Genomic DNA, 26,857 nt, shown 5'->3' on the forward strand with positions numbered 1-26,857 from the left:
CGGCGGTCACGCCGACGTCGCCGACCGTTCCGTCAGCGGTGGCGCGCGTGAGGTTCCCGTTGGGGCATGGCGTGTGCGCGATGCCCCAACGGGAACCACACGCGGGCATCACGACCGGCCGATGTGGACTTGGTGGAAGCGGTCCGCCTCGGCCAGCAGGTCGGCGGTCCACCGGGTCAGGACGCGGTGGCCCGCCTCGGCCGAGGCCATCCTCGGGTCGCCCAGCACGCCGTTCGCGGTGACGGGTCGCAGGCCTCGTTCGCGCAGCACGCCCATGATTTCCGGCAACGGGCGGGTGTCGCCGCGTTCCAACCGGTCCAGCCGCACGGCCTCCGGGCGCACCGCGAGCATCACCGACGTCTCGGTGTGCCCGGCGTGGCTGTCGCGCGGCGGACCCGTCGGCGACCAGACCGCCGCCGCCCGCCCTTCCGCGACCGCCGCCGCCACCGCCCGGCTCAGCGGCACGGCGTTGCCGCCGTGACCGGACACCAGCAGCACCCCGGCGAACACCTCGGCCGACCGCACCAGCTCCAGCACCAGCGCCTCCACCACGTGGCGCCCGATCGACAGCGTGCCCGGGAACCCGGCGTGCTCCCCGCTCGACCCGTAGGGCACGGCGGGCGCCAGCACCGCCCACGGCCGCGCCGCGGCCACCCGCTCGGCCAGGCACGCCGCCACCTCGGTGTCCACCGTGCCGGGCAGGTGCGGCCCGTGCTGCTCGGTCGAGCCGATCGGCACCACCAGCACGCTGCGGGCCGCCAGCTCGGCCACCTCGGGCCACGTGAGGTCGCTGAGCGCCCTCACCGCGGCGGTAGCTTGCCGGGCCAGTCGACGAGCTCCGGCAGCAGCGGCTGGACGGTCCGGTGCTTCACGCACCCCCACCACACCCCGCAGCCGTACGCCAGGTCGTCGACGACGCGGAGCCCCAGGAACCGCGCCGGGTCCAGCTCGACCTGGCTGTCCCGCCACTCCACGAGGTGCCGCGCGAGCGACGCGGCCAGCAGCCGCCGCCCCCGCTTCGACAACGCCATCAGCGGCATCGCCACCGGTCCGTACACCCTGGTGATCGCGTCGGCCGCCTGCGTGCCCGCGCCGAGGTGGCCCTGGATCGCGAGCCGCAGCGAGTCCACCTCGGGCACCTCGTACCGCTTCAGCTTGCGCGGCAGCAGCGCCGCCGTGCCCAGCGCCACGCCCGCGCCCGCCACGGGCAGGCCCACCGCGGCCAACGCCCAGGCCAGCGCGCTCCACGGCGACATCTTCACCGGCGTCACGGCGGGACCGTGCCGGAGTCCCAACGGCGCCGCGCCCGTGCCGTAGTCGAACCGCTGGCGCAGCCACTTCCGCCACGTCGACCGCGGCTCGTGCGCCACCGTGGACGCGGGTTCGTAGCGCACCAGGTGCCCGGCGGCCACCATGCGCCACACCAGGTCCACGTCCTCGCCGAAGCGCAGGCTCTCGTCGAAGCCGCCCATCTCGCGCAGCACCGAGGCGCGCATGACGATCGCGGCGCTCGGCATGTAGCTGATCCGCGCGCCGGGGCGCACCGGCCCCGGCGCCGTGCCGAGGTCGAGCGGCGACCGGACGAGTTCGTACCGGGCCAGGGCCGAGTCACCGGGCACGCTGCGCACCCGCGGCGCGACCAGGGCCACCTCGGGGTCGGCGAAGTGCGGCAGCACGGCGTCCAGCCAACCGGGGTCCGGGTGGACGTCGGCGTCGAGGAACGCCACCAGCTCGGTGCGCACGAGCGCCGCACCGGCGTTGCGGGCCGCCGCCGGACCGCGCGCGACCGGGTGCCGCACCGCCGCGCCGGGCACCCTCCGCGCCGACCCGTCGTCGACGACGATCGAGGCCGCGACGCCGTCCACGGTGCGCAGCTCGCCGGGCTGGTCGCGCACCGGTGTCACGGCGGTGACGTCCGCGGTCGTGAGGCCGACCTTGTAGACCGGGTGCACCATCCCCGCGCGCACCAGCCGCTGGGCCAGCGCCCGCCGGGCGGGGTCGTCGCCGACCGGCTCGCCGTCGAGCCACGACCGGACGACCTCCGCGCCGGTCGCCGACAGGCGCATCACCCGGTACGGCGACCCGCCGAGGACCACGCGACCACCGGCCAACGTCCGGGTGCCCCCATCGAGGCGAAGCCACAACTCGCTCATGCGGTGAACCCTCCGTCGGCGTGCAGCACGGTTCCGGTGACGGCCGAGGACTGCGGGCCGCACAGCCAGCTCACCGCGGCGGCGACCTCGTCCGGGTCGAGCAGCCGCTCGACGAGCTGGTGGGCGGCGAACTCGGACACGTCCGCCAGCCCGTACAGCGCGGCGCTCGCGGTCAGCATGTCCGTCGTGGTCGAACCGGGGGAGACGGCGGTGGCCGTGACGCCCGTGCCGCGCAGGTCGGTCGCCAGCCCGCGGACCAGGCCGACCACGGCGTGCTTGGCGGCGTTGTACCCGGCGAGGCGCCACAACCCGCGGTGCGCGGCGGCGGAGGCGAGGGCGACGAACCGTCCCGAGCGCGGCGCCGGCACCCGCAGCAGCGCGGGCACGGCGGCCCTGGCCAGGTTCAGCACGCCGCGCACCCCGCTGTCGAACAGGGCGTCCCACTGCTCGTCGGTGGTCTCCCACAGCGGCGTGCCGCCGACCATCACCGCCGCGCCGGCCACCGCCGCGTCCAGCCGGCCGAACTCCCGTTCCGCCAACGCGACCGCACCGTCCACACCGGACTGGTCGCGCACGTCGGCGACGACGTCGAGCACCCGGCCCGGCCACCGTCCCGCCAGCTCCGCCAACTGCTCGCGCGTGCCCAGCGGGTACGGCACGCCGGGCAGGTCGCCGGGGACGTCGACCGCGACGACCCGCCAGCCCTGCTCGGCGAGCTGGCGGACGACCGCCGCGCCGATGCCGCGCGCGGCTCCGGTGACCACGGCCACGCGCGGCGTCACGGCAGGTACCCGTGCTCGCGCAGGAACGCCATCAGCTCGTCGGCCGCGGCCTGCGGCGTCCTGGGCGTGACGACGCGCGAGCGGACCTTCGGGCCGGTCGGCCCGGACAGCGCCAGGATGCGCTCGTGGTGCGACGCGGCGCTCGCCGCCGGGAGCACGCGGGGACGCGGTCGGTAGGGGCGCACGCCGGTGACCGTCACCCGGTTGTCCGCGCGGACACCGGGCGACACCACCGGGATCACGGCCTGCCGGGCGGCGAGCACCGCGGGCAGCGCACCTCGTCGCAGCCGCACCGCGCCGGGCTCCACCGAGCACACGGCGGGGAAACCGATCCGCAGCCGTTCGCGCCGGCCGCCGTCGAGCCGCCGCACGCCGTGCAGCTCACCGTCCCGCAGCCCCAGTTCGCACAGGCCCAACGCCTGCCGCGCGCCGAGCAACCCGGCCAGGAACGCGGGGGTGGTCCCGGTGCCGCGGTCCGACGAGCGGTCCCCGCACAGCACGACGTCCGGCGCGCCGGGTCCGGCGCGCAGCCCGGCCAGCAGCGCCGCCGCGGTCCGGCTGCCGTCGTCGGTGTGGTCGTCGTCCGCCGGGTGGTCGATCCGCAGCACCTCGTCCACGCCGACTTCGAGCGCCAGGCGCAGCACGTCGTCCGCCTCGGGCGGGCCGAGCGCCACCGCGACGCAGCGGGCGTCGGGCAGCGCGGAGGCCAGGCGCACGGCGTGTTCGAGCGCGCAGCGGTCGGCCTCGGAGAGCCCGCCGGCGCGCGGGTTGCGCCGCACCCGCCCGGTGAGCGGGTCGACCGAGGCGTGGGTCGCGGTCCAGCGCAGGGCGGCGACGACCAGCACCGGCCTCACCCCTTCGTGAAGACGACGCCGTGGCCGCCGTCGGGGTAGGTCCAGGTGATCGCACCCGGCTTGTCGCACAACAGGTAGCACGTGCCGCACTCGAAGCAGTGCTCGTAGTTGAAGAGGATCCCGCCGTCGGCCATGGGCACGAACAGGTCGGCCGGGCACGCGCTCACGCACACCTGGGAGGTGCACGAGGCGCAGACCGAGTTGTCCACCGTGATGTGCGCCCGCTCGCCGACGTGGAACTCCACAGTGGACAGCACGTCGTCGAACGCCCGCTCGGCGTAGCTCATCCGAACCCCCGCATCCCGGTCACGGCGTCGCGCACCAGGTGGCGCAGCCGCACCCCGTTGTCCTTCGCGCTGCGCCGCAACAGCCCGCGCAGCCCCGGCTTGGGCCGGGGGTTGTCGACCTGGAACACCGACTGCGCCAGGTCGCACAGCAGCCCCGGGTACTGGCGCTGCACCCGGTCCGACATCACCAGACCCGGGATGTCGCGGAGCTTGCGGTGGTCGGCGAGCACGAACGAGCGCTCCAACGCCTTGCGGTACCCCGCCAGGCCGCGCTTCGAGGTGTCGCCCTCGTCCAGCGCCGCCACCGCGCTGCGCCCGGCCTGCGCGCCCGAGCCGAGGGCGAAGTTCACGCCCTCCAACCAGATCCCGGCCGCCAGGCACAACCCGGCCGCGTCGCCCGCGACCAGCAGCCCGTCGCCGGCCAGTCGCGGCAGGTGGAGGTAGCCGCCCTCGGGGATCAGGTGCGCCGAGTACTCGACCACCTCGCCGCCCGCGACGAGCGGCGCGATCGCCGGGTGCCGCTTGAGGTCGGCGAGCAGGGCCTCCGGCCGGGTGCGCGCGGCGGCCAGGCCGGGCAGCGAGAGCACGACGCCGAGCGAGACCGATTCCCGCTGGGTGTAGAGGAAACCGCCGCCGGGCACGTCGCCCGTGCAGCCGAGCATCTCGATGTCCGCGCCTTCGTCGCCGCGCAGCGCGAACCGCTGGTCGATCACCTCGCGCGGCAGGGCGATGGTCTCCTTCACCCCGAGCACGGTGTGCTCCGCCTGGCGCGAGCCGTCGAACAGGCCGGCTTCCTTGGCCAGGAACGAGTTCACGCCGTCGCACGCGATCACGACGCCGGCGCGCAGGTCGCCGTCCGGGCGGTCCGTGCGGACGCCGGCGACCGCGCCGTCCGGCCCGCGCAGCAGCCCGGTCGCCACGGTGGAGGGCACGAGGACCGCGCCCGCCTCGACCGCGAGCCCGGCGAGCCACGGGTCCAGGTCGGCCCGGTGCACGGTGGCGCCGTTGTAGGGCGGTCGGCCCCAGTCCTGCGTGCGGAAGTCGACGGTGAGCGCGCGTTCGCCGGACATGACCATGGTGGACCGGCGGGTGACCCAGCGCTCCACCGGCATGCGCTCCCACCAGTTCGGCACCAGGTCGTCCAGCACGCGGCCGTACACCACGCCGCCGTAGACGTTCTTCGAGCCGGGGAACGGGCCGCGCTCGACCAGGGCGACCGAGCGGCCGGACCGGGCGACCTCCAGCGCCGCCGCCGATCCCGCTGGTCCCGCGCCGACCACCACCACGTCGAACTCGCTCATACGCCCAACCTCGCGGCCAACTCGGACAGCACCGCGGGCGCGTCGGCCACGATGCCGAGGTGCGCCATCGCGGTCATGGGGCAGGACGGGTCGGTGTTCACGCTCACCACGTGCGCCGGGTCGCCGAGCCCGCTGGTGTGCTGCACCGCGCCGGACACGCCGAACGCCACGTACAGCTCGGGGTTCACCACGACGCCGGTGGTGCCGATCTGCCGCTCGGCGTCCGCCCAGTCGGCATCGGTGACCGCCCTGGTGGCGCCCGCGGACGCGCCGAGCGCCGCGGCCACGCGTGCCATCACGGCGACGGCCCGCGCGTCGCCCAGCCCGATGCCGGCGCCGAAGATCCGGGGCGCCTCGGCCAGGTCGGCGGTGGCCGGGTCGGGCGCCAGCACCTCGACCGACGCCGCGTCCTCGGCGTGCTGGTGGTCGGCTGACGATTCGACCAGGTCGGGGGTGCCGTCGACCGCGTGGACGCCGCGCACGCCGGGCAGCAGCGTCGCGACGAACGGCCCCTCCACGGCGAGCTCGACGCTCACCCGACCGTCCCAGCGCACCACTTCCGCGCCGCCGTCCGACACCCGCACCGCGCCGGGCAGCAGCGGGCGGCCGAGTTCGGCGGCGAGCCGGGGCGCGAGGTCGCGGCCGTCCGGTGAGCCCGGCAGGATCACGCAGTGGTGCGCGGCGAGTGCGCGGGCGAGTCCGCGCGCCCACCGGCCGGGCGCGAACGCCCCGGCCTCGACGAGCGTGCCCGAGACCACCGCGCGGAGCGCTTCAGCCGCCGCCCGCGTGCCGGTGCCGACGATCAACGCCACCCCGCCGGCCTCGGCGACCGCCTCGTCCGCGCCCAGGGGCACCACACCGTCACGTACGGGGACGACCGCGACGCGCTTGGCCACGGCTCCCGCTTCTGGCACCACCTCGGCCAGACCACCGATATCGGGCTCGACCGGATCTCGGGCCCCGGCTGTGGTGTTCACAGGGCTGCCGCCGTCCGGTGGCCTTCGGCGACCGCCGAGTCCGCGCGCCGCGGCGTCAGGCAGTCACCCACCCGGTGCACCTCGAACGGCGCGTCCCGCAGGTCGTGCCACAGCCCGTCCTCCGGGTCCTGGTGCACCGCGCACACCACCCAGTCGTAGCGCTGCTGCACGGTCACCCCGGTGGTGTGCGTGTGCACGTCGACCAGCACACCGCCGTCCTCCGCCTGCCACGCGCCGGTCACCACCTCGTCGGTCGACTGGGCGATCCCCTTGGCGTGCGCGCGGATCGTGAACATCTCCAGGTCCAGCGTGAGCCCGAGGTCCTGGCCGACCACCATGCCGGGCGTGCTGATCCGCACCGCGGCACGTCGGTCGGCCAGCAGCTCGGCCACCGAGGTCGCCTGGTGGAACCCCAGCTCGTCCACCACGAGCACGTCACCGAACGGCGCCGCCCGCCCCTCCAGGACATCCCGCACGTCCACCACCCGTTCCAGCTCGCCTGCCCACCACGGGCGCTTCGGCCTGGCGCCGGTGGCCAGCACGACCACGTCCGGCGCCTGCGCCCGCAGCCACCCCGCGTCGACGCTCACGCCCGTCCGCAGCTCCACCCCGGACCGCCCGCACTCCGCGAGCAGCCCGCGCACCAGCTCACCCAGCTCCACCCGGCTCGGCACGGTGGCCGCCAGCGCCACCTGGCCACCCACCTGCGCGGCGCGCTCCAGCAGCGTCACGTCGTGCCCGCGCTGCGCGGCCGTCGCCGCGGCCTTCAACCCCGCCGGCCCGCCGCCCACCACGAGCACCCGCCGGCCTCGTCGGCGCGGCGTCGGCAGCACGACGGCCTCCCGCCCGGCGCGCGGGTTCACCACGCAGCCCAGCCAACGCCCCAACCCGACCCGGCCCACGCACTCCTGGTTGCACGACAGGCAGGCGTTGACGTCGCCGGCCCGCCCCGCCCGCGCCTTCGCGGCGAACTCCGGGTCCGCGATCTGCCCGCGCACCACGCCGACGAGGTCGCACTGGCCCTCCGCGAGCGCGCGCTCGGCCTGCGCCGGGTCCTTGATCCGACCCGAGCCGACGACGGGCAGGCGGACGGCCTCGCGGATCGCGCTCGCGATGTGCAGCGCGTACCCGGGCGGGAACGCCATCGACGCCTCGATCATGAACAGGGTCGAGGTCGCCACGCCGATCGAGGTGTTGAGGTAGTCCACCGCGCCGGTCGCCTCGACCATCCGCGCGACCTCGACGGCGTCCTCGATCCGCGTGCCGTTCTCGATCAGCTCGTCACCGCAGAGCCGCACGCCCAGCGCCCGGTCCGGTCCGATCGCCTCCCGGACCGCCTCGATGATCTCCAGCAGGATGCGGGCCCGGTTGCGCGGCGAACCGCCGTAGCGGTCGGTGCGCAGGTTCGTCACGGGCGACAGGAAGCCGCGCACGATCGAGGAGTGCGAGCACTGCAGCTCCACGCCGTCGAAACCGCCCTCCACGCAGTGCGCGGCGACGGTGCGGTAGCCGGCCACCACCTCGGCGATCTCGCCGTGGTCCATCGCCTTGGGCACTTCGCGGAAGAGCGGGTCGGGGACCGCCGACGGCGCCCACACCGGCAGCCGCGAGTACATCGAGGACGCCTGGCCGCCGTTGTGGTTGAGCTGCGCGAAGATGGGCACGCCGTGCGCGTGCACCGCGTCGGTGATCCTGCGGTAGCCCGCGATCGCCTCGCGCCGGAAGCCGTGCACCAGCTTCTCGTACGGCCAGTCCGTGACGTGGGTCGAGTGCTCCTCGGTGATGATCAGGCCCGCGCCGCCGGCCGCGCGTGCGGCGTAGTACTCCGCGTGCGCCTCGCTGGGCAGGCCGTGCCGCGCCTGGTTGGTCAGGTGCGCGGCGAACACGATCCGGTTGGGCACGACGACCGGGCCGAGCCGGACGGGGGAGAACAGGTAGCGGTAGCGGGACACGTCACACCCGCCCGAGCACAGGCGTCGGCCGCGTGGCCATGGACCGTGCGACACGTCGGCCTTCGAGGACGGCCTGGTGCACCGTGCGCGGCGCGACGCAGTCACCCGCCGAGGGCAGTCCGGCCGGCGTCGGAGCGGGCAGCCGGTGCCCGCAGTGCACCACCACCGCGCAGTCCACAGTGGACTCCACGCCGGTGATGACGTTCACCAGCTCCGCGCGCCCGTCGAGCACCCGGCGCAGCATCGCCCGCTTGTGCAGCCGCACGCCCGCCACCTGCAACCGGGTGTTGGCCGCGGCCAGGTCACCGATGATGGCGAGCTGGGTGGCGATCACCGGGTCCTGCGTGACGATGGCGGTGTCCCGACCAGCCGCCGCCAGCAGTTCCGCCGTGCCCGCACCGGTCCAGTCGCCGACGGGGTCCACCACCAGCACCGGCCCGGCGGGTACGAGGTCGTCCACTCGCGCGCCTGCGGCGAGTCCCGCCAGCAGGTCGCGCGTCTCGACCACGGGCCCGTCGGACGTGTACGCCCGCGGTCCGGCGACCGACCCGGTGGCGAGAAGTACAGGGGTCGCGGGGTCGAGGTCGGAGAGGTCGACACGGGTCCCGGTCTCGACCCGCACGCCGAGCCGCCGCACCTCCCGCTCCAGCCACTGAGCCAACTCCGCCAGCCGCGACCGCCCGGCGAGCTGCGCCGCGACCGACAACGTCCCCCCGAGCCTGTCCTCCTGCTCCACCAACCGCACGGAACGCCCGCGCAACGCCAACACCCGCGCCGCCTCCAACCCGGCGGGCCCGCCACCGACCACCAGCACCTCATCCGACGCCGAACCCGAACCCGCGCGCCCGTTCGAACCCGAACCAGGCCAAGGCAGGTCCACCGCCGGCTCTTCGCCCTCGTACCCGCTGCTCGGCTCGCCCAGGCAGCTCACCCGCGGGTTGCGGCTGTCACGCACCCGGCAGAACTGGTTGCACAGCACGCAAGGCCGGATGCGCTCCGGCGTCCCCGCCCGCACCAGCGACACCAGGCGCGGCTCGGCGATCTGCGCCCGGGTCATCTCCACCAGGTCCGCCGTGCCGTCCTCGATCCCCGCACGCGCCGCGCCCGGGTCGACCACGCTGCCCTGCCACACGACGGCCGCACGCCCCGACACGGCCTCGCGAACCGCCCGGCACAGCCCCGCGTTGAACCCGGGCTCGGTGTGCGAGTCGGGCCGCGTCGCGGACAGGTTCATCGCCGACCCGCGCACCGGCACCACGTAGTCGACCACGTCGGCGAAGCCGGCGAACGACGACACCGCGTGCTCCGGCGTGATCCCGGCCCACGGCGCCAGCTCGTCGCACGACAGCCGCAGTCCCAGCACCCGCCCGTCGCCCAACTCGCCCCGCACCGCCGCCAGCACCTCGACCAGCAGCGCCGTCCGGTCCTCCCCGTAGCGGTCGCCGCGCTGGTTGGTCAGCCCGGAGAGGAACTGCCGCAGCAGGGAGTACTGCCCGGCGTCGACCTCCACCCCGTCCAGGTCGCACGCCACCGCCGAGGCCGCCGCCGCGGCGAACCCCGCCACGAGCGCCGCGATCTCGCGCTCCTCCACCTCGGCCGGCAGCTCGCGGCTCACCACGTCGGCCACCCGCGACGGCCCCCACAACGCCCGCTGCCCGTAGGCCGAACTGCCCTGCGAACCCGCGTGGCCCAACCCCGCCAGCACCAGCGCGCCGTGCGGACGGCACGCCGCGACCACCGCCCGCCACCCGTCGGCGCACGACATCGCCAGCGGCGCGCGTTCGTAGGGCCAGTCCGAGTCGTGCACGCTCGCCGTCTCGGTGACGATCAGCCCGGCCCCGCCGGCGGCCCGCCGCTCGTAGTACGCGACGTGCCGCTCGGACAGCGCGCGCCCGTCACCCAGGTTGGTCTCGTGCGGCCCGAACAGCACCCGGCTCGGCGCGGTCCTACCGGCCAGCGCGACCGGTCCGGTCAACGCGTTCATCGCGGCACTTCGAACCCGCTCAGCGGATTCGGGTCGCACGGGCGCAAGGCCGGCGCGGGCACGACGGCGGGCGGACCGAAGGTCACCTGGAGCGGCACCGCCTTGCGGCGCGAGTGGTCGACGTCCGACCGCGGCGCCGCGCCGACCGTGGCCAATGCGCGTTCGCCGTGCCCGCGCACGCACTCCGGGTCGGGCCCGTCCAGCGGCAGGCCGGTGAAGAACTTCGCCGCCATGCACCCGCCCTGGCACGAGTCGAACGCCGAGCACGACGAGCACGCGCCGCCGTCGGAGGGCTCCCGCAGCCGGGCGAACAGGTCGGACCCCCGCCACACCCCGGTGAAACCGCCCGGCTCGCGCACGTTGCCCGCCAGGAACTCCCGGTGGATCGCGAACGGGCACGCGTAGACGTCGCCCACCGGGTCGACCAGGCACACCACCCGGCCGGCGCCGCACAGGTTGAGCCCCGGCAACGGCGTCGAGCCCAGCGCGTTGAGGTGGAAGAACGAATCGCCGGTGAGCACCCGGTCGCCGTTGGCCGACAGCCACTCGTACAGCCGCAACTGCTGCTCGGCGGTCGGGTGCAACTCGTCCCACACGTCGGCGCCGCGACCGGACGGGCGCAGCCGGGTGATCCGCAGCTGCGCGCCGTGCTCCTCGGCGATGGCCGCGAAGTCGTCCAGCTGGCCGACGTTCTGCCGGGTCATCACCACGCTGATCTTGAAGTCGCGGAAGCCCTCGTCGCGCAGGTTCGCCATCGCCCGCAACGCCGTGGCGTACGAGCCGGGGCCGCGCACCACGTCGTTGACCTCGGCGGTCGCGCCGTCCAACGAGATCTGCACGTCGACGTAGTCGGACGCGGCCAGCGCGCGGGCCCGGGCGCGGTCGATGCGCACGCCGTTGGTGGAGAACTTCACCCCCACCTGGTGGTCCACGGCGTAGTCGACCAGTTCCCAGAAGTCGGGGCGCACGGTCGGCTCGCCGCCGCCGATGTTGACGTAGAAGACCTGCATGCGCTGGAACTCGTCGATCAGCGCCCGGCACTCCTGGGTGCTCAGCTCCCGCGGGTCGCGCCTGCCCGACGACGACAGGCAGTGCACGCACGCCAGGTTGCAGGCGTAGGTCAACTCCCAGGTCAGGCAGATCGGGGCGTCCAGACCCAGCTTGAAGTGCTCGGACAGCTTCATCGCGCGCCTTTCAGCGAGGTGGTGGGCCCGGCGGGCGCGGTTCGATCGTGCCCGCCTCGGCGAGCCGGGCGAGAGCCGCCAAGTACGTGCGGTGCTCCTCGGGGCCGACCTCCGCGGCCACGAGCGCGGCGGCGGCGGAGGGGTGGTGCTCCAGCGAGCGCACCACCTCGACCAGCTTGGTCGACTTGAGGAACGACAGCCGACGGGTGCCGAAGTGGTAGGCGAGCGCGCCGAACGGTTCCGGGCGCAGCGCGAGCGCGGGCGAGCAGCGGTACGGGCGGTCCGGGTCGAATTCCATCCGGTCGACCTAGTAGACGCCGCACATGCCGTCGATCGACACGTCCTCGACGAGCAAGTCGGCTTCCACCAACGCGTTGTCGGCGTCGTTCTGCGGAATTGAGGTGTCCTGGGTGCCGCTCATGCCGTGCTCCTCGGATCGGCTGCTCAAACCGGTTCAGTGGACGACTGTAACCAGGGGTCGCAGGAGTGCCTAGCCCCTAGTCCCCTTACCCCGACAGGGGATTGCGGGCGTCACGGGAACACCGGGCCGCTAGGGGGTCGAATGTCTTCCCCGGGCTGCCGGGGAAGGGTAGACAGTTGCCGGGTGTTAATGCTCCGACGGGTGTTCGCGCGTTCCGACGCGGAACGCCGGAACCGGTGGTCGCGGCACCCGTCCGACGAATTGTTCGTTCACAGCGATGGCAGGAGGCCGCACAATGGGCCGCGTTGAAGACAAGGTCGTGCTCATCACGGGCGCGGCGCGTGGGCAGGGTCGCAGCCACGCGGTGCGGCTCGCCGAGGAGGGCGCCGACATCATCGCCCTCGACCTCTGCGAGGACCTCCCGGGTATCGACTACCCGATGGCCTCGGAGGAGGACCTGGAGGAGACCGCCCGCCTGATCGAGAAGGCCGGGCGTCGGGCGTACACCGCGAAGGTCGACGTGCGGGACCGCGCCGCGCTCCAGCAGGCGATCGACGCCGGCGTGGCGGAGCTCGGCAAGCTGGACGTGGTGATCCCGAACGCGGGCATCGCGCAGCTCGGCCCGGGCCGTCCGCTCAGCACGTTCACCCAGATCGTCGACATCAACCTGACGGGTGTGCTCAACACCGTGCACTCGTCGCTGTCCTACCTGCAGCCCGGCTCGTCGGTCATCATCGTCGGCTCCGCGGTCGGCCTGATGCCGGGTCACGGCGACCCCGGCCCGATGGGCCCCGGCGGCGCGGCGTACTCGGTCGCCAAGCAGACCCTGGTGCTCTACACCAACATCCTCGCCACGCAGCTGGCGCCGATGAGCATCCGGATCAACGCGGTGCACCCGTCCAACGTCAACACCGCGATGATGCACAACCCGTCGATGTACAAGATCTTCCGGCCGGACCTGGAGGAGCCCACCCCGGAGGAGGGCGTGCAGGGCTTCTTCGCGTTCCACGCCATGCCGATCCCGTTCGTGGAGCCGGAGGACGTCTCGCACGCCGTCCTGTACCTCGCATCGGACGAATCGCGCTACACCACCGGCACGCACCTGAAGATCGACGCCGGCGCATTGGTCAAGCAGGGCAAGTGAAGTCGTGAGCGCCCGGTGGCGGGGTGGCCGTTGACGCCACCCGCCACCGGGTCGCCGCCCACTGGAGCAATTGTCGCGATTTCGCGCAATGGCGTCCGAGGAGTTCCCGAGTCAAGTGGACGGCGAATTCTCGGACAACCCCTACCGGGTTCATCCACGCAGTGATCGGGGTGGTCGACGCCGTGCGTCGCCGCCCACCGCCGGCGACCGGTCGAAACCGGGAATCACGGCGCGGCCGACCTGTTCTGCGCTCCGTGTTGACGCTGTGCGAAGGCCGGACCTAGCCTCGGTGTGAGAGCGTTCTCACACCCTGTCGGCCACCCACTCCCGTGGGGGAGGTCCCGTGCTGAACACCGTCGTTCAAGCATCCCTGCTCCTGTCCTTCGTGGTCTTGCCGGCCGGATCGCCGACTCCACCGGATCCGGTCACCGCGCCTCCGTCGGCCAACACCGTCTGCGACAGCTACTGCGACGACCGCGACCCCGCCTTGCCGCCGAGCGCGCACCGGTCGCCGTCCCGGCCGTCCGCCGAGTCCCGGTCGATCGCCGCGGGACCGGTCTGCAACCTCCACTGCGACGGACGCGACCCCGCCCTCTCCGCGGGCGAGCGCGTCGCCCAGGCCGTGCCCGTCGGCGCACGCCGGGTCGCGTTGCACTTCGACGGCACCGAGACCATGGGCTGGGCGGTGATCTCCGGCGGCGGTCAGGGCGACGAGGTCTGGCTCGACCGCTCCTACGACGCCGGGGTCACCTGGCAGCCCAAGCTCGGCTCGACCACGACGCCGGCGGGCTACGGCGGCTGGCGCACGTCCATGCACAACGTGGACGACTGGGCGAACCTCGGCGTCGGGCTGCTGCGGGCCTGCGGCCGCCCGGCCGGGTCGTCGTCCATCGCCTGCACGAGCTGGTACCGCACGACGTGGAACGCCGGGAACCGCGCCACCGCGGCGGCCACCGCCCTGATGCAGCGGTACAACCTGACCACCGGCCTGTTCGACACCACCGGCTGGTGGAACGCCGCCAACGCGCTCAACGCGATCATCGACAACGCGCGGGTGAGCGGCATGGGCAGCTACCGGTACGCCATCGCGCGGACCTACGACCTCAACCGGACCGCCTGGGCCGGCAACTTCATCAACGAGTACAACGACGACGTCGCGTGGTGGGGCCTGGCGTGGATCGCCGCCTACGACCTGACCGGCGACCGCCGCTACCTCGACACCGCCCGCGCCGGCGCCGACCACGTCCACCGGTACTGGGACCAGGTCTGCGGCGGCGGCATCTGGTGGACGTCGAGCCGGACCTACAAGAACGCCATCGCCAACTCGCTGTACGTCCAGCTCAACGCCGCGTTGCACAACCGGTTGCCCGGTGAGACGACCTACGTGCAGCGCGCCCGGGACGGCTGGAGGTGGTTCGAGAACAGCGGGATGGTCAACGCCTCGAACCTGGTCAACGACGGTCTCGTCACCTCCACGTGCCGCAACAACGGCCAGACGCCGTGGAGCTACAACCAGGGCGTGCCACTGGCCGCGTTGACCGAGCTGCACCGCGCCACCGCGGACCCGGCGTACCTCGCCAGGGCGCGCACGCTGGCCGACGCGTCGACGACGAGCACGGCGCTCAACCCCGGCGGGATCGTGTTCGACAACGGCGGCGGCGGTGACGTGCCGTCGTTCAAGGGCGCCTTCGTGCGCGGGCTCGGTCAGCTGAACCGGGCGTTGCCGGACCGCCCGTACACCGCCTACCTCACGAGGCAGGCGGACACGGCCCACGCGCGCGACCGGTCCAGCAGCGACTCCTACGACCAGCCGTGGGCCGGGCCGTTCCAGCGCAGCGACGCGGCGCGCCAGCACAGCGCGGTGGACCTGATGAACGCCGCGAGCTGACCGGGCCACGGCAACCGCGGAGCGGGCCGGGAACGCGGGTGCGCCGATCTGCCGATCGTGCTGCACCCGAATGTCGGCAGTCGTGCACTGGTTCGCAGCACTTTCGTAATTTCCGTACGGTCTTTCGTTGACTCTGTACAAAAGTCGCCTTACGGTCGCCTAGCCGGATGTGACCTGGCTAACACGCCGGCTCCCAGGGGTCCCTGCCCCCGAACCCCCTTGCCGAGTCGAGTCCCCTGCTCACCGGCTTAGTTCAAGGGAGAACACCCGATGTCGTCCCCTGCCCGTCGCATCCGGTGGCTGCGCGCCGCCGGCGCCCTCGCCTCGACCGCCCTCGTCACGGCCGCGGCCCTGTCCGCCTCCTCGCCCGCGCTCGCCGCGGCGCCTCCGCCCCAAGAGCCCGGCGTGACGCTCCGGGTCTTCGACATGCAGACCGAGCTCGCCCGGCTGTGCACCCTCAAGACCGGACAGACGCCGAACGTCGACAAGGTGATGCCGTCGATCAACTGGACGACCACCGCGGACTTCGGCCTCGGCGACCGCTTCCTGTCCGAGGTGACCGGCAACCTCTCCACCACCACCGCGGGCACCTACGGCTTCCGCCTCACCAGTGACGACGGCTCCCGGCTGCGGATCGACAACGCGGTGGTGGTCGACCACGACGGCCTGCACGGCAGCGAGTCGAAGAGCGGCTCGGTCCAGCTCGGGGCCGGCTACCACGCCCTGCGGATCGACCACTTCGACAACGGGGGCGGCCAGCAGCTGACCCTGGAGTGGCAGCCGCCCGGCGCGACCGGGTTCAGCGTCGTGCCGAACGCCGCGCTCAGCACCGACGCGGGCGTGGTCCGGGTGACCGCGCCGGGCCGCAAGGAGTGCGAGGGCGGCGCGGACGCACCGGGCGACGGCCTGCCGCTGACCGCCGTGCACCCCGCGTACTCCCTGACCAACCTGCGCCCGAGCGGGTTCGAGCCGCAAGTCAGCGGCATGGACTGGCTGCCGGACGGCCGGCTCGCCATCGCCACCTGGGGCGGCTCCAACACGAAGCTGGGCGAGGTGCACCTGATCAGCGGCGTCACCGGCGCCACCGACCCCTCGAAGGTGCGCACGCAGCGGATCGCCTCCGGCCTCCAGGAGCCGATGGGGATCAAGCACGTCGACGGCAAGCTGTACGTGTCGGAGAAGGCCGGGCTCACCGAGCTGAACGACACCAACGGCGACGGGGTGACCGACAACTACCGCCGCGTCGCGACCTGGCCGTTCGGCGGCAACTTCCACGAGTTCGCGTTCGGGATGCTGTACCGGGACGGCGCGTTCTACCTGAACCTGTCGGTGGCGATCGACTACGGCGGTGCCACCACCGATCCCCAGCCGGCGCCCAACCGCGGCACCACGATCAAGGTGGACAAGGCCACCGGCGCCATCACCTACCTCGCCGGTGGGCTGCGCACGCCCCACGGCATCGGGTGGGGTCCCGACGGCGACCTCTTCGTCACCGACAACCAGGGCGGCTGGCTGCCGTCGTCGAAGCTGCTGCACGTCAAGCAGGACCGGTTCTTCAACCACTACACCAACCCGGTCGGCCCGTTCGACAACCGCGCGATCACCTCACCGGTGCTGTGGCTGCCGCAGAACGAGATCGCGAACTCGCCGAGCAACCCGGTGCAGCTGACCGCGGGACCGTTCGCCGGGCAGCTGGTCTTCGGTGACGTGACCTACGGCGGTCTGCAACGCGCCTTCCTGGAGAAGGTCGGCGGCGAGTACCAGGGCGCGGTGTTCCGCATGACGCAGGGGCTCGAATCGGGCGTGAACCGGATCAGCCTCGGCCCCGACGGCGCGATCTACACCGGCGGCATCGGCGCGGGCGGCAACTGGGGCCAGGCGGGCAAGCTGAACTTCGGCCTGCAGAAGCTCACGCCCAACGGCGCGGAGGCGTTCGACATCCTCGCCATGCGGGCGATCCAGGGCGGCTTCGAGCTGGAGTACACCCAGCCGCTGTCCGCGCAGGCGGTGCAGGACCTCGCGGCCAAGTACCAGGCGACGCAGTGGCGCTACCTGCCGACGTCGACCTACGGCGGGCCGAAGATCGGCCGGCAGGCGTTGACCGTGCAGTCGGCCACGCCGTCCGCGGACCGCAAGAAGGTCACCGTCATGCTCTCCGGCCTGCAGAACGGGCACGTGGTGCACCTGCGCTCGCCCCGACCGTTCGCCTCCGAGTCCGGCAAGTCGTTGTGGAGCACGGAGGCCTGGTACACCCTCAACACCAAGCCGGGCACGACCGCCCGCACCGGGCCGATCACGGGCCTCGCCGCGAAGTGCGTGGACATCAGCAACGCGGGCACGGCCGACGGCACGAAGGTCCAGCTGTGGACGTGCAACGGCACGGTCGCGCAGCAGTGGACGGTGGGGACCGACGGGACGGTCCGCGCGCTCGGCAAGTGCCTGGACGTGCAGCAGGGCGGCTCGGCGAACGGCACCGTCACCCAGCTCTGGACGTGCAACGGGACCGGCGCCCAGCAGTGGGTCGCGCAGCCCGACGGCTCGGTGCGCAACCCGAGGTCGGGGCGCTGCCTCGACGTGTCGGGCAACAACTCCGCCGACGGCACCGCGCTGCACATCTGGGACTGCCTCGACGTCGGCAACCAGAAGTGGGTCCTTCCCTGATCGCGGGGATCCGCGGGTCCGCCGGTCGCCCTGCCGGCCGGCGGACCACCCCTCGTCCCACGTCCCGGCAGTGAAGTCCAGGAGGACGACGTCACCATGACCAGATCCCCGCGAACCCGCACCGGCCTCGCCGCCGCCCTGCTCCTGGTGGCCGCCGCCGTCCAGACCGCCGTACCGACGACCGCCGTCGCCCAAGCGCCCGCGCTGCTCGGCCACTCGGCGCCGCGAGCAGCGCTCGCGCCCTCGTTCCAGCAGGTCACGCTCGCCAAGGGCGCGGCCGAGATGGGCGAGCCGATCTCCATGACCGTGCTGCCCGACCGGTCGGTCCTGCACACGTCCAGGGACGGCACGATCCGGCTCACCGACGCCGCCGGCACCACCAAGGTGGCCGGGAAGCTCACCGTCTACTCCCACGACGAAGAGGGCTTGCAGGGCATCGCCGCCGACCCGGACTTCGCCACGAACCGCCACCTGTTCCTCTACTACGCGCCACCGCTGTCGACACCGGCCGGCGACGCACCCTCCGACGGGACCGACTTCTCCGCCTGGAACGGGGTCAACCGGCTGTCCCGCTTCGTGCTCAACGCCGACGGCACGCTGAACACCGCGAGCGAGAAGGTGGTCCTGGACGTGCCCGCCAGCCGCGGCACGTGCTGCCACGTCGGCGGCGACCTCGACTTCGACGCCGCCGGCAACCTCTACCTGAGCACCGGCGACGACACCAACCCGTTCGCCTCCGACGGCTACAGCCCGCTCGACGAGCGCGCCAACCGCAACCCGGCCTTCGACGCCCAGCGCAGCGCGGGCAACACCAACGACCTGCGCGGCAAGCTGCTGCGGATCAAGGTCAACGCGGACGGCGGCTACTCCGTGCCGGCGGGCAACATGTTCGCACCCGGCACCGCGGGCACCCGGGCCGAGATCTACGCCATGGGCTTCCGCAACCCGTTCCGGTTCTCCGTGGACAAGGCGACCGGGGTCGTCTACCTCGGCGACTACGGCCCGGACGCGGGGTCGACGAGCGCCACCCGCGGCCCGGCGGGCCAGGTCGAGTTCAACCGCATCACCGGCCCCGGCTTCTACGGCTGGCCGTACTGCACGGGCTCGAACACCACCGAGGAGACCTACAACGACCACAACTTCGCCACCGGCGTCTCCGGGGCCAAGTACAACTGCGCCGGCGGGCCGACGAACAACTCGCCGCGCAACACCGGCCTGCCGACGCTGCCCGCCGCGAAAGCGGCCTGGATCTCCTACGACGGCTGCTCCGTGCCCGAGTTCGGCTGCGGCAGCGAGTCGCCCATGGGCGGCCCGGTCTACCGCTACAACCCGAACCTCGACTCCGCGGTGAAGTTCCCGCAGTCCTACGACGGGCACTTCTTCGGCACGGAGTTCGGCCGCCGCTGGATCAAGGACATCACGGTGAACGCCAACGGCACGCCGGGCGCGATCACCGCCTTCCCCTGGTCCGGCACGCAGGTGATGGACTCGGCGTTCGGCCCGGACGGCGCGCTGTACGTGCTGGACTACGGCACGGGCTGGTTCGCCGGTGACGCGAACTCGGCGCTGTACCGGATCGAGCACGTGACCGGCGGCCTCGCGCCGATCGCCAAGGCCGCCGCAGACAAGACCTCCGGCCAGGCGCCCCTGACGGTGGCCTTCTCGTCGGCGGGCTCGTCCGACCCCGACGGCGACGCCATCACGTTCGCGTGGAAGTTCGGCGACGGCGCGACGTCGACGGCGGCCAACCCGCAGCACACCTACACGGCCAACGGCGCCTACACCGCCACGCTCACCGTCACCGACAGCACCGGTCGGACGGCCACGGCGAGCGTGCAGGTGACCGTCGGCAACACGGCTCCGACCGTCACCCTGCACCTGCCGCAGCACGGGCAGCTGTTCGAGTTCGGCGACGCGGTGCCGTTCCGGATCAGCGTGACCGACCCCGAGGACGGCGCGGTCGACTGCGCCAAGGTCAAGATCAGCTACATCCTCGGGCACGACTCGCACGGCCACAAGCTGACCGAGGCCACCGGGTGCTCGGGCACCGTCCAGACACCCCAGGACGGCGAGCACGACCCCAACGCCAACATCTTCGGCGTCTGGGACGCGGAGTACACCGACAGCGGCGGCGTGACCACCCACACCCAGCACGTCACCCAGCCGAAGAACCGGCAGGCCGAGCACCACGGTTCGGCCAACGGCGTGACGGTCTACGACAAGGGCGCCGCGCACGGCGGCAAGGCGGTCGGCGACATCCACAACGGCGACTGGATCGCGTTCCAGCCCTACGTGCTGACCGACGCGACGACGATGACCGCGCGGGTCGCCTCGGCCGGTGCGGGGGGCACCATCGAGGTGCGGGCCGGGTCCGCGACCGGCACGCTGCTCGGCTCGGCCGCCGTGCCGGTGACCGGTGGCTGGGAGACGTTCACCGACGTCAGCGCGGGCCTGACCAACCGGCCCGCCGGCACCACCACCCTCTACCTGGTGTTCAAGGGCGGCGCGGGCGCGCTGTTCGACGTCGACGACTTCACCTTCGCCACCGGTCCCCGCACCGGTCCGATCACCGGCATCGGCGGCAAGTGCGTCGACGTCAGCGGCGCGGCCACCGCGGACGGCACGAAGATCCAGCTGTGGACCTGCAACGGCACCAACGCGCAGCAGTGGACCACGGCCGCCGACCGGTCGCTGCGCGCGCTGGGCAAGTGCCTCGACGTGCGGTCCGGCGGCACGGCGAACGGCACGGTCACGCAGCTGTGGACGTGCAACGGCAGCGGCGCGCAGCAGTGGATCGCGCGAGCCGGCGGCGCCCTGGTGAACCCGCAGTCCGGGCGCTGCCTCGACGCCGAGGGCGGCAGCAGCGCCGACGGCACCGCGCTGCACATCCGGGACTGCAACGGCGCCGCCAACCAGAAGTGGATCGGACCCTGACCACGACGACCGCTCGACCGAGGAGCAACTGATGTCCCGACTGCGATCCGTGCTGTCGACGATCACCGCGACGGCGGTGGTCCTCGCCGCGGCGTCCGTTCCGGCGACCGCGGCCGATCCCCCCTACAAGGTGCTGGTCTTCTCCAAGACCGCGGGCTTCCGCCACTCGTCCATCCCCAACGGCATCCAGGCGATCCGCGACCTCGGTGCGGCGAACAACTTCACCGTGGACGCCACCGAGGACGCCGCGGCCTTCACCGGCGCGAACCTGGCCCAGTACAAGAGCGTGGTCTTCCTGTCCACGACCGGTGACGTGCTCAACGCCACCCAGCAGGGCGCGTTCGAGTCCTACGTGCGCTCCGGCGGCGGTTTCGTCGGCGTGCACGCCGCGTCCGACACCGAGTACGACTGGCCGTTCTACGGCGGCGTGGTGGGCGGCTACTTCCACTCGCACCCGGCGATCCAGCAGGCGACGGTGCGGGTCGAGGACCGCGCCCACGCCTCGACCTCCCACCTCGGCCAGGACTGGGTCCGGACCGACGAGTGGTACAACTTCCGGGCGAACCCGCGGGCGAACGTGCACGTGCTCGCGCGCCTGGACGAGGGCACCTACTCCGGCGGCAACATGGGCGACCACCCGATCGCGTGGTGCCAGACCTACCAGGGCGGCCGGTCCTGGTACACCGCCGGCGGGCACACCGAGCAGGCGTTCGCCGAGCCTGGGTTCCGCGCGCACCTGCTGGGCGGCATCCGCTACGCGGCCGGCGTGACCGACGCCGACTGCCGGGCCGAGACCGGCTACACGTCGCTGTTCAACGGTTCCGACACAAGCGGGTGGAGCCAGGCCGGTCCGGGCAGCTTCGCCGTCGCCGACGCCACCCTCACCTCACGGGGTGGGATGGGGATGCTCTGGTACTCGGCCAAGGAGTTCCGGTCGTACTCGCTCAAGCTCGACTGGAAGCTCGCCGGCGACGACAACTCCGGTGTGTTCATCGGGTTCCCGGCCAGCAGCGACCCGTGGTCGGCGGTGAACAACGGCTACGAGATCCAGATCGACCCCACCGACGCGGTCGACCGCACCACCGGCGCGGTGTACGGCTTCAAGTCGGCCGACATCGCCGCCCGGGACGGCGCGCTCAACCCGCCCGGCGAGTGGAACACCTACGAGCTGCTCGTCGAAGGCGAGCGGCTGCAGCTGTTCCTCAACGGCGTGAAGATCAACGACTTCACCAACACCGATCCGGCCCGCAGCCTGCAACAGGGGCACTTCGGCCTGCAGAACCACGGCGACGGTGACGACGCGTCCTTCCGCAACATCCGGGTCAAGGAGCTGTCCGCCACCCGCACCGGTCGGATCACGGGTATCGGCGGCAAGTGCGTCGACGTCAGCAACGCGGGCACCGCGGACGGCACGAAGATCCAGCTGTGGACCTGCAACGGCACGAACGCGCAGCAGTGGACCCTGCCGGGCGACGGCACGATCCGCGCGCTGGGCAAGTGCCTCGACGTCCGGTCCGGCGGCACGGCGAACGGCACGCTCACGCAGCTGTGGACGTGCAACGGCAGCGGCGCGCAGCAGTGGGCCGCTCAGGCCGGCGGCGCGCTGCGCAACCCGCAGTCCGGGCGTTGCCTGGACGCGTCGGGCAACAGCTCCGCCGACGGCACCGCGCTGCACATCTGGGACTGCATCGGCGCCGCCAACCAGAGGTGGACGCTGCCCTGACGGCCGGACCGACGTGACCGAGGTACCCCGCCGCGCGTGGTGCGGCGGGGCGCCTCTGCCCGCGCCGCCGGCCGGGTCAGTCCTGGATCAGCCCGAGGTCGCTGAACACCTGCCTGCCCCAGGACAGCGCGGTCGGCAGGTCGTCCCACTGTCGGTCCTCCTCGGTCAGGTACGGGAACACGTACGGCTCGGTGATGTCGGCAGGCAGGTCGGTCGCGCGGCAGGTGTACGGGGGACGCCCGTAGTTGTCCGCGTACATCGCCTCGGCGACCTCCTTCGGCTGGGCGTCCCAGATGCCGAACCACAGGCGCCGCAGCATCCCCGGGTGCGCCATCGCGAAGATCAGCCTGCCCACGTCGAACGGTTCGCCGGCCGAGATCACCCGCGCCACGCCGCAGTAGCGCTGCGGCCCCTCGGGCGAGTGCAGGACCCCGGCGTCACCGGACCAGATCTCCACGCTGTGGCCGGCGTCGATGATCGCGGCGCACAGGGTGGCCAGCGCCAGGCCGCGGTTGATGATCACGTCGTGCGCGATCCGGTGCGAGTACGAGGACGGCACGAGGAACGTGATCACCTTGCCCCGGCGCGAGACCTGCCGGGGCACCGCGTCCACCATGCACTCCGGCACACCGGCCAGGTACGCGCCGACGTCGACCTCGCTGCCGGTCACGTCCCAGGTCGGTTCCAACAAGGTGACGGCGTGGGACAGGCCGGCGCTGTCGCGCAGTTGGCTGATCGTCACGTCGGCCTGCTCCAAGGCCAGCGGCCAGCCGTCGACGGCCAGCCGGACCGCCTCCTCCCAGGAGGAGCCGTGCCACCCGAGATCGGCCCTCCTGCTCGTCCCGTACGCGATGGACGGCGGAGCCGTTGCGGCATCGAGGAACTCGCGCCAGGACAGCAGCGGCGGCAACGTCGTGGGCAGCACGGGTCAGTCCAACCCGAGCGCTTTGAGGTGCGCGTCGGACAGGCCGCGCACCACCCGCCACTGCACCACCTGGTCCACGGTGGCGCCCGCCTCCAGCAGCTTGGCGCCGTCGATGCTGGTCCGCGGCGAGAAGAGCACCGGCAGCTTCTTGTCCTCCGCCAGCTTGCGCAGCTCCCGGACCTCGGCGAGGAGCTCGTGCACCGCGTCCGGGTGCGACGGCGCGTGCCGCAGCGCGATCCGCTCCTCCAACCCCTCGTCGATCGGCACGTCGATCACCACGAAGCGGTCCAGCGTGGCGGCGTCCAACGTCTGCCGGCCGACGTACTGCCGGTCACCTCCCGTGCCGTACGTGTTCCCGGTGGCCACCAACCGGAAGTTCTCGTGCGCGTCCACCATGCGGTCGGCGAACGCGCAGGTGCCCAGCGCGAGCGCCTGGTTCAGCTCGGCGAGCAGCCCGGGGTGGCCGTTGTCCAGCTCGTCGAGCAGCATCACGCCGCCGTGCTCGAACGCCCGGCGGAACGGGGTGTCGCGGTACTGGCCGTGGGCGTCGTAGTAGCCGAACACCTTGCTCATCGGGGTGGTCGGGCCCAGCGACAGCGCCTGGAACTCCAGCCCCAACGCCCCTGCGGCGTGCTTGGCCAGCATCGACTTCCCGGTGCCCGCCGGGCCGACCAGCAGCACGTGGCAGCGCGCGTGCAGCGCCACCAGCAACTCCGGCAGCACGGTGTGCGTGTCCGCGCCAAGCTCCACCTTCCCGCCCTGCGGCAGCACCACGGTGACCACGTTCGGCGCGTACCGCGCGAACGTCTTCTCGGCCTCCTCGCGGACCGCGCCGCGGACCGAGTCCATCGCTGCCGCGGACACCTGGTCGACGACGCCCGGCAGGTCCTCGCGGGTCGCCTCGCGGGCCAGCTCGGTCGCCGCGACCGCGGCTTTGGCGGCCAGTTCGTCGTGCAGCAGTCGCAGGTCCGGAGTCGCTCCGGCCACCGCGTCACGGGCGAGCGCCGGCAGCACCTCCTCCGCCGCCCGCGCCACGGCCTCGGCCAGCGAACCGCGGACCTTGTCCGCCTCGTCCCGCACCGCCCCGGGCGCCGCCTCCTCGACCGCCGCGCGCACCACCTCGACCATCGCGGCGGACCCGGCGCGCACCAGCTCGTCACGCACCTCGTCCCGGTCCGGCGTGGCCTCGGCGACCGCGGCGCGGGCCAGTTCGGCGATCACCTCCTCGGACTGCCGCGCGAGGCTGCCGGCAACCGCGTCGCGCACCTGGTCGGTGGCCTGGCGCACCACGTCCGCGAGCACGTCCCCGGCCTGACCGCGCACGATGCCGGTCGCTTCCGCGGCCACCGCGGCGACCAGCTCCTCGCGCACCTCCGCCGCGTCCGGCGTCGCCTCCCGCACCGCCGCCCTGGCCAGGTCCGGCAGCAGCTCGTCCGCGGCCCGGTTGACCAGTGCCGGGAGGTCGGCCTCCAGCTCCTTGCGCGCCGCCCCCTCGATCGCGGCCCGCATCTCGGCCAGGTCCGGGGTGGCCTCGGCGACCGCGTGCCTGGCCAGGCCGGGCAGTGCCGCCTGGGCGTGCTGGCGGATGGTCTCCGGCAGCCGGGCCTGGATCTCGCTCTGCACCATCCACAGCAGATTGCTCTGCGTGAACACCGCACGCGCCACCGCCTCGGAGATCTGGGCGATCTCCGCCTTCGTGCTGGTCCGCACGCTTCCTCCCCGTTCCCCGTGGTGTCGCCACCGAGTATGTGATCGATTCGGGGGCTCACCCGGAGAGCGGCACGTTGCTGCCACGCACCGCGGGCGGACGGGGTCGACGCCGTCCCCGGTCGACCAGGTCGAGGTCGGTTGTCGGCGACCAGGCACGATTCCTCTGGTTCGCGGGCAGCCGGTCCGCCACGACAACCGCCCATGACCATGCCCGACGCCGTTCGCACCGCAGTGGAGTCCGATGGAACAGTCACGCGGCACCCGGGCGTGCCGGCTCGCGGTCGCCGCGACCGGTGTCCAGACGGCGCTGCTCTTCGTCGGGCCGGGCGGTGAGACGACCAGGTTCGACCAGGCCGCCCTCGGTGTGCTGGTCGTGCCGAGCCTGCCGGTCGACGTCGCCGCGCTCGTGCCGATGGTGCGCGGGGTGCGCCGCGGGCACGGCGGTGCTGGTCTTCTGCGCGGTGTTCCTGCTCTGGCACGGCTTCGCGCTGAGCACGCTCGCGGGGTGGTGGGCGTCCGGGTTCGTGGGCGCGCTGCACCTCGCGTCCAGCGTGCCGTTGTCGTTCGCCTACCAGGTGGTGATGTGCGGGGCCTTCGCCGCGGTCCTCGCCCCGGGAGTGCCGGGGCGCGCTCCGCACCGGAAGTCCTGAGCCCGCCGAGGTGACCGGGCGGTGACGTGTCGCGCGTCACATCCGCGGGTGTCACGTCCGGCGGGGCCTGCTTGTCCCATGGCCGTTCAACGCCCCGGAAAGCCGGTGGCACGGTCAGGAGAGCAGGGACGAAGTCATGGAACTCGACCACCACGTCGTCGTGCTGGGCGCCGGGTACACCGGCATGTTCGCCGCCATCCGGCTGGCCCGCCGCACCCGCCGGACCGGCGTCCGGATCACGCTGGTCAACCCGTCGGCCCGGTTCACCGAGCGGCTGCGGCTGCACCAGGTCGCGGCCGGGCAGGAACTGGCCCACCTCCGCATCGCGGACCTGGTCGCCGGCACCGGCATCGCGTTCGTGCGAGGCAGGGCCACTGCGATCGACCCCGACGGCCGGACCGTCACGATCGACGACGGCACCCGGCTGGACTACGACACCCTGGTCTACGCGCTGGGCAGCGCCACCGACACCAGCCGGGTCCCCGGCGCGGACGTGCACGCCTTCACGCTCAACAGCCCTCAGGTCGCCGTCCGCTTCCACGACCGGCTGGACGGGCTCGCCGCCGGCGACACCGTCACCGTCTGCGGCGGCGGCCTGACCGGTGTCGAGGCGGCGACCGAGGTCGCCGAAGCCCGGCCCGACCTGAACGTCACGCTGATCAGCGCGACCGAGCCCGGCGCGATGATGGGCGACCGGGCCCGCGCCCACCTCCACGGGTCGCTGCGCCGCCTCGGCGTGGCGGTCGTGGTCGGACGGGTCACCGAGGTGCTTGCCGACGCCGTCGAACTGGAGACCGGCGAGCGGGTCGCCTCGGCCGCGTGCCTGTGGACGACCGGCGTCGCGGTGTCGCCGCTGGCCCGTGAGTCGGGCATCGCGGTGGACGACCGGGGGCTGATCGTGGTCGACGCGACGCTGCGGTCGGTGTCGCACCCCGAGGTCCACGCCATCGGCGACGCCGCCGCCGTCCGGCTGGGCTGGGGGCGCGTCCACGGCACGTGCCAGAGCGGCCTGCCCACGGCCCAGCACACCGCCGACACCATCGCCCGGCTGCTGCGCGGCAAGCAGGCCCGGCCGTTCCGGTTCGGCTACTTCCACCAGCCGGTCAGCCTCGGCCGCCGTGACGCGGTCATCCAGTTCACCCACGCCGACGACACCCCGCGCCGGGCCTACCTCAAGGGCCGCGCCGCCGTCCTCTACAAGGAGTTCGTCAGTGGCAGCCCGGTCAAGATGTACCGGCTCGGCAAGCGCGTGAACGTCAGCACCATCGTCTCGAAGGGCGGTCGTGCCACCCGCGAGCCCGCCGCCGCGCGTTGAGAGCATCGCAGC

The 26,857-nt window shown here is 73.2% G+C and carries 22 protein-coding genes; 7 read left to right on the top strand and 15 right to left on the bottom strand.

Features of this window, described 5'->3' with window-relative positions; translation table 11 throughout:
- Positions 1-108: 108 nt before the first annotated feature.
- Genes mftE through mftA form a run of 12 tightly spaced genes read right to left on the bottom strand, consistent with a single transcriptional unit; the run spans position 109 to position 11,895 of the window.
- The gene (gene mftE / locus LNK82_RS14995; RefSeq protein ID WP_230567587.1) at positions 109-804 is read right to left on the bottom strand and encodes a mycofactocin biosynthesis peptidyl-dipeptidase MftE; all 696 of its coding nucleotides are present in this window, start codon (positions 802-804) and stop codon (positions 109-111) included.
- Entirely contained in the window at positions 801-2,153 is a 1,353-nt protein-coding gene (gene mftF, locus LNK82_RS15000) for a mycofactocin biosynthesis glycosyltransferase MftF (protein ID WP_230567588.1), read from the bottom strand. The genes mftE and mftF overlap by 4 nt, the downstream gene beginning before the upstream one ends.
- Positions 2,150-2,935, bottom strand: a complete 786-nt coding sequence (locus LNK82_RS15005) for a mycofactocin-coupled SDR family oxidoreductase (protein ID WP_230567589.1) — start codon at positions 2,933-2,935, stop codon at positions 2,150-2,152. Before LNK82_RS15005 ends, mftF begins: the two co-directional genes overlap by 4 nt.
- Positions 2,932-3,780 carry a mycofactocin-associated electron transfer flavoprotein beta subunit gene (locus LNK82_RS15010; protein ID WP_230567590.1) on the bottom strand — a complete coding sequence of 283 codons (849 nt, stop codon included), beginning with the start codon at positions 3,778-3,780 and terminating at the stop codon, positions 2,932-2,934. Before LNK82_RS15010 ends, LNK82_RS15005 begins: the two co-directional genes overlap by 4 nt.
- A 5-nt stretch (positions 3,781-3,785) precedes the next feature.
- Entirely contained in the window at positions 3,786-4,076 is a 291-nt protein-coding gene (locus LNK82_RS15015; RefSeq protein ID WP_230567591.1) for a ferredoxin family protein, read from the bottom strand.
- On the bottom strand, positions 4,073-5,377 hold the full coding sequence (locus tag LNK82_RS15020) for an FAD-dependent oxidoreductase (protein WP_230567592.1): 1,305 nt from the start codon (positions 5,375-5,377) through the stop codon (positions 4,073-4,075). The genes LNK82_RS15015 and LNK82_RS15020 overlap by 4 nt, the downstream gene beginning before the upstream one ends.
- On the bottom strand, positions 5,374-6,291 hold the full coding sequence (locus LNK82_RS15025; protein ID WP_230567593.1) for a mycofactocin-associated electron transfer flavoprotein alpha subunit: 918 nt from the start codon (positions 6,289-6,291) through the stop codon (positions 5,374-5,376). Before LNK82_RS15025 ends, LNK82_RS15020 begins: the two co-directional genes overlap by 4 nt.
- A gap of 59 nt (positions 6,292-6,350) precedes the next feature.
- Positions 6,351-8,306 (bottom strand): mycofactocin system FadH/OYE family oxidoreductase 2, encoded by a 1,956-nt coding sequence (locus tag LNK82_RS15030; RefSeq protein WP_230567594.1) that lies wholly within the window; start codon positions 8,304-8,306, stop codon positions 6,351-6,353.
- Position 8,307: 1 nt separating this feature from the next.
- Positions 8,308-10,290, bottom strand: a complete 1,983-nt coding sequence (locus LNK82_RS15035; RefSeq protein WP_230567595.1) for a mycofactocin system FadH/OYE family oxidoreductase 1 — start codon at positions 10,288-10,290, stop codon at positions 8,308-8,310.
- Entirely contained in the window at positions 10,287-11,474 is a 1,188-nt protein-coding gene (gene mftC / locus LNK82_RS15040; RefSeq protein ID WP_230567596.1) for a mycofactocin radical SAM maturase, read from the bottom strand. Before mftC ends, LNK82_RS15035 begins: the two co-directional genes overlap by 4 nt.
- 10 nt (positions 11,475-11,484) lie before the next feature.
- Complete coding sequence (gene mftB / locus LNK82_RS15045) at positions 11,485-11,772, bottom strand: mycofactocin biosynthesis chaperone MftB (RefSeq protein WP_230567597.1); 288 nt, start codon at positions 11,770-11,772, stop codon at positions 11,485-11,487.
- 9 nt (positions 11,773-11,781) lie between these two features.
- Positions 11,782-11,895: a mycofactocin precursor MftA gene (gene mftA, locus LNK82_RS15050; RefSeq protein WP_230567598.1), complete on the bottom strand. Its 114-nt coding sequence runs from the start codon at positions 11,893-11,895 to the stop codon at positions 11,782-11,784.
- Between the two features lie 295 nt (positions 11,896-12,190).
- Between mftA and LNK82_RS15055 the strand changes: the two genes are divergently transcribed.
- The 5 genes from LNK82_RS15055 (at position 12,191) to LNK82_RS15080 (ending at position 22,245) form a co-directional block, all read left to right on the top strand.
- Positions 12,191-13,039 (top strand): mycofactocin-coupled SDR family oxidoreductase, encoded by an 849-nt coding sequence (locus LNK82_RS15055; RefSeq protein ID WP_230567599.1) that lies wholly within the window; start codon positions 12,191-12,193, stop codon positions 13,037-13,039.
- Positions 13,040-13,382: 343 nt separating this feature from the next.
- Positions 13,383-14,927 (top strand): glycoside hydrolase family 76 protein, encoded by a 1,545-nt coding sequence (locus tag LNK82_RS15060; protein ID WP_230567600.1) that lies wholly within the window; start codon positions 13,383-13,385, stop codon positions 14,925-14,927.
- 270 nt (positions 14,928-15,197) lie between these two features.
- Positions 15,198-17,588 (top strand): ricin-type beta-trefoil lectin domain protein, encoded by a 2,391-nt coding sequence (locus tag LNK82_RS15065; protein WP_268996424.1) that lies wholly within the window; start codon positions 15,198-15,200, stop codon positions 17,586-17,588.
- Positions 17,589-17,684: 96 nt separating this feature from the next.
- Positions 17,685-20,522 (top strand): PQQ-dependent sugar dehydrogenase, encoded by a 2,838-nt coding sequence (locus LNK82_RS15075; RefSeq protein WP_230567601.1) that lies wholly within the window; start codon positions 17,685-17,687, stop codon positions 20,520-20,522.
- A 31-nt stretch (positions 20,523-20,553) separates the two neighbouring features.
- Complete coding sequence (locus LNK82_RS15080; RefSeq protein ID WP_230567602.1) at positions 20,554-22,245, top strand: ThuA domain-containing protein; 1,692 nt, start codon at positions 20,554-20,556, stop codon at positions 22,243-22,245.
- Between the two features lie 76 nt (positions 22,246-22,321).
- Here LNK82_RS15080 and LNK82_RS15085 read toward each other — a convergent pair whose 3' ends face one another.
- The 3 genes from LNK82_RS15085 to LNK82_RS15095 all read right to left on the bottom strand — a co-directional run bounded on the left by LNK82_RS15085 (position 22,322) and on the right by LNK82_RS15095 (position 25,319).
- A complete protein-coding gene (locus LNK82_RS15085; RefSeq protein WP_230567603.1) occupies positions 22,322-23,170 on the bottom strand; it encodes a DUF7192 family protein in 849 nt (282 codons plus the stop codon).
- 3 nt (positions 23,171-23,173) lie between these two features.
- Positions 23,174-24,880 (bottom strand): AAA family ATPase, encoded by a 1,707-nt coding sequence (locus LNK82_RS47690; RefSeq protein WP_308257215.1) that lies wholly within the window; start codon positions 24,878-24,880, stop codon positions 23,174-23,176.
- Between the two features lie 250 nt (positions 24,881-25,130).
- The gene (locus tag LNK82_RS15095; protein ID WP_230567604.1) at positions 25,131-25,319 is read right to left on the bottom strand and encodes a hypothetical protein; all 189 of its coding nucleotides are present in this window, start codon (positions 25,317-25,319) and stop codon (positions 25,131-25,133) included.
- 4 nt (positions 25,320-25,323) lie between these two features.
- Between LNK82_RS15095 and LNK82_RS15100 the strand changes: the two genes are divergently transcribed.
- Both LNK82_RS15100 and LNK82_RS15105 read left to right on the top strand, forming a co-directional pair.
- Positions 25,324-25,530, top strand: coding sequence for a hypothetical protein (locus LNK82_RS15100; protein ID WP_230567605.1), 207 nt, complete (start codon positions 25,324-25,326; stop codon positions 25,528-25,530).
- A 136-nt stretch (positions 25,531-25,666) separates the two neighbouring features.
- The gene (locus tag LNK82_RS15105) at positions 25,667-26,845 is read left to right on the top strand and encodes an NAD(P)/FAD-dependent oxidoreductase (protein ID WP_230567606.1); all 1,179 of its coding nucleotides are present in this window, start codon (positions 25,667-25,669) and stop codon (positions 26,843-26,845) included.
- The last annotated feature ends 12 nt before the right edge of the window (positions 26,846-26,857 follow it).

This window comes from Saccharothrix luteola, assembly GCF_020859565.1.
Classification (GTDB): domain Bacteria; phylum Actinomycetota; class Actinomycetes; order Mycobacteriales; family Pseudonocardiaceae; genus Actinosynnema; species Actinosynnema luteola.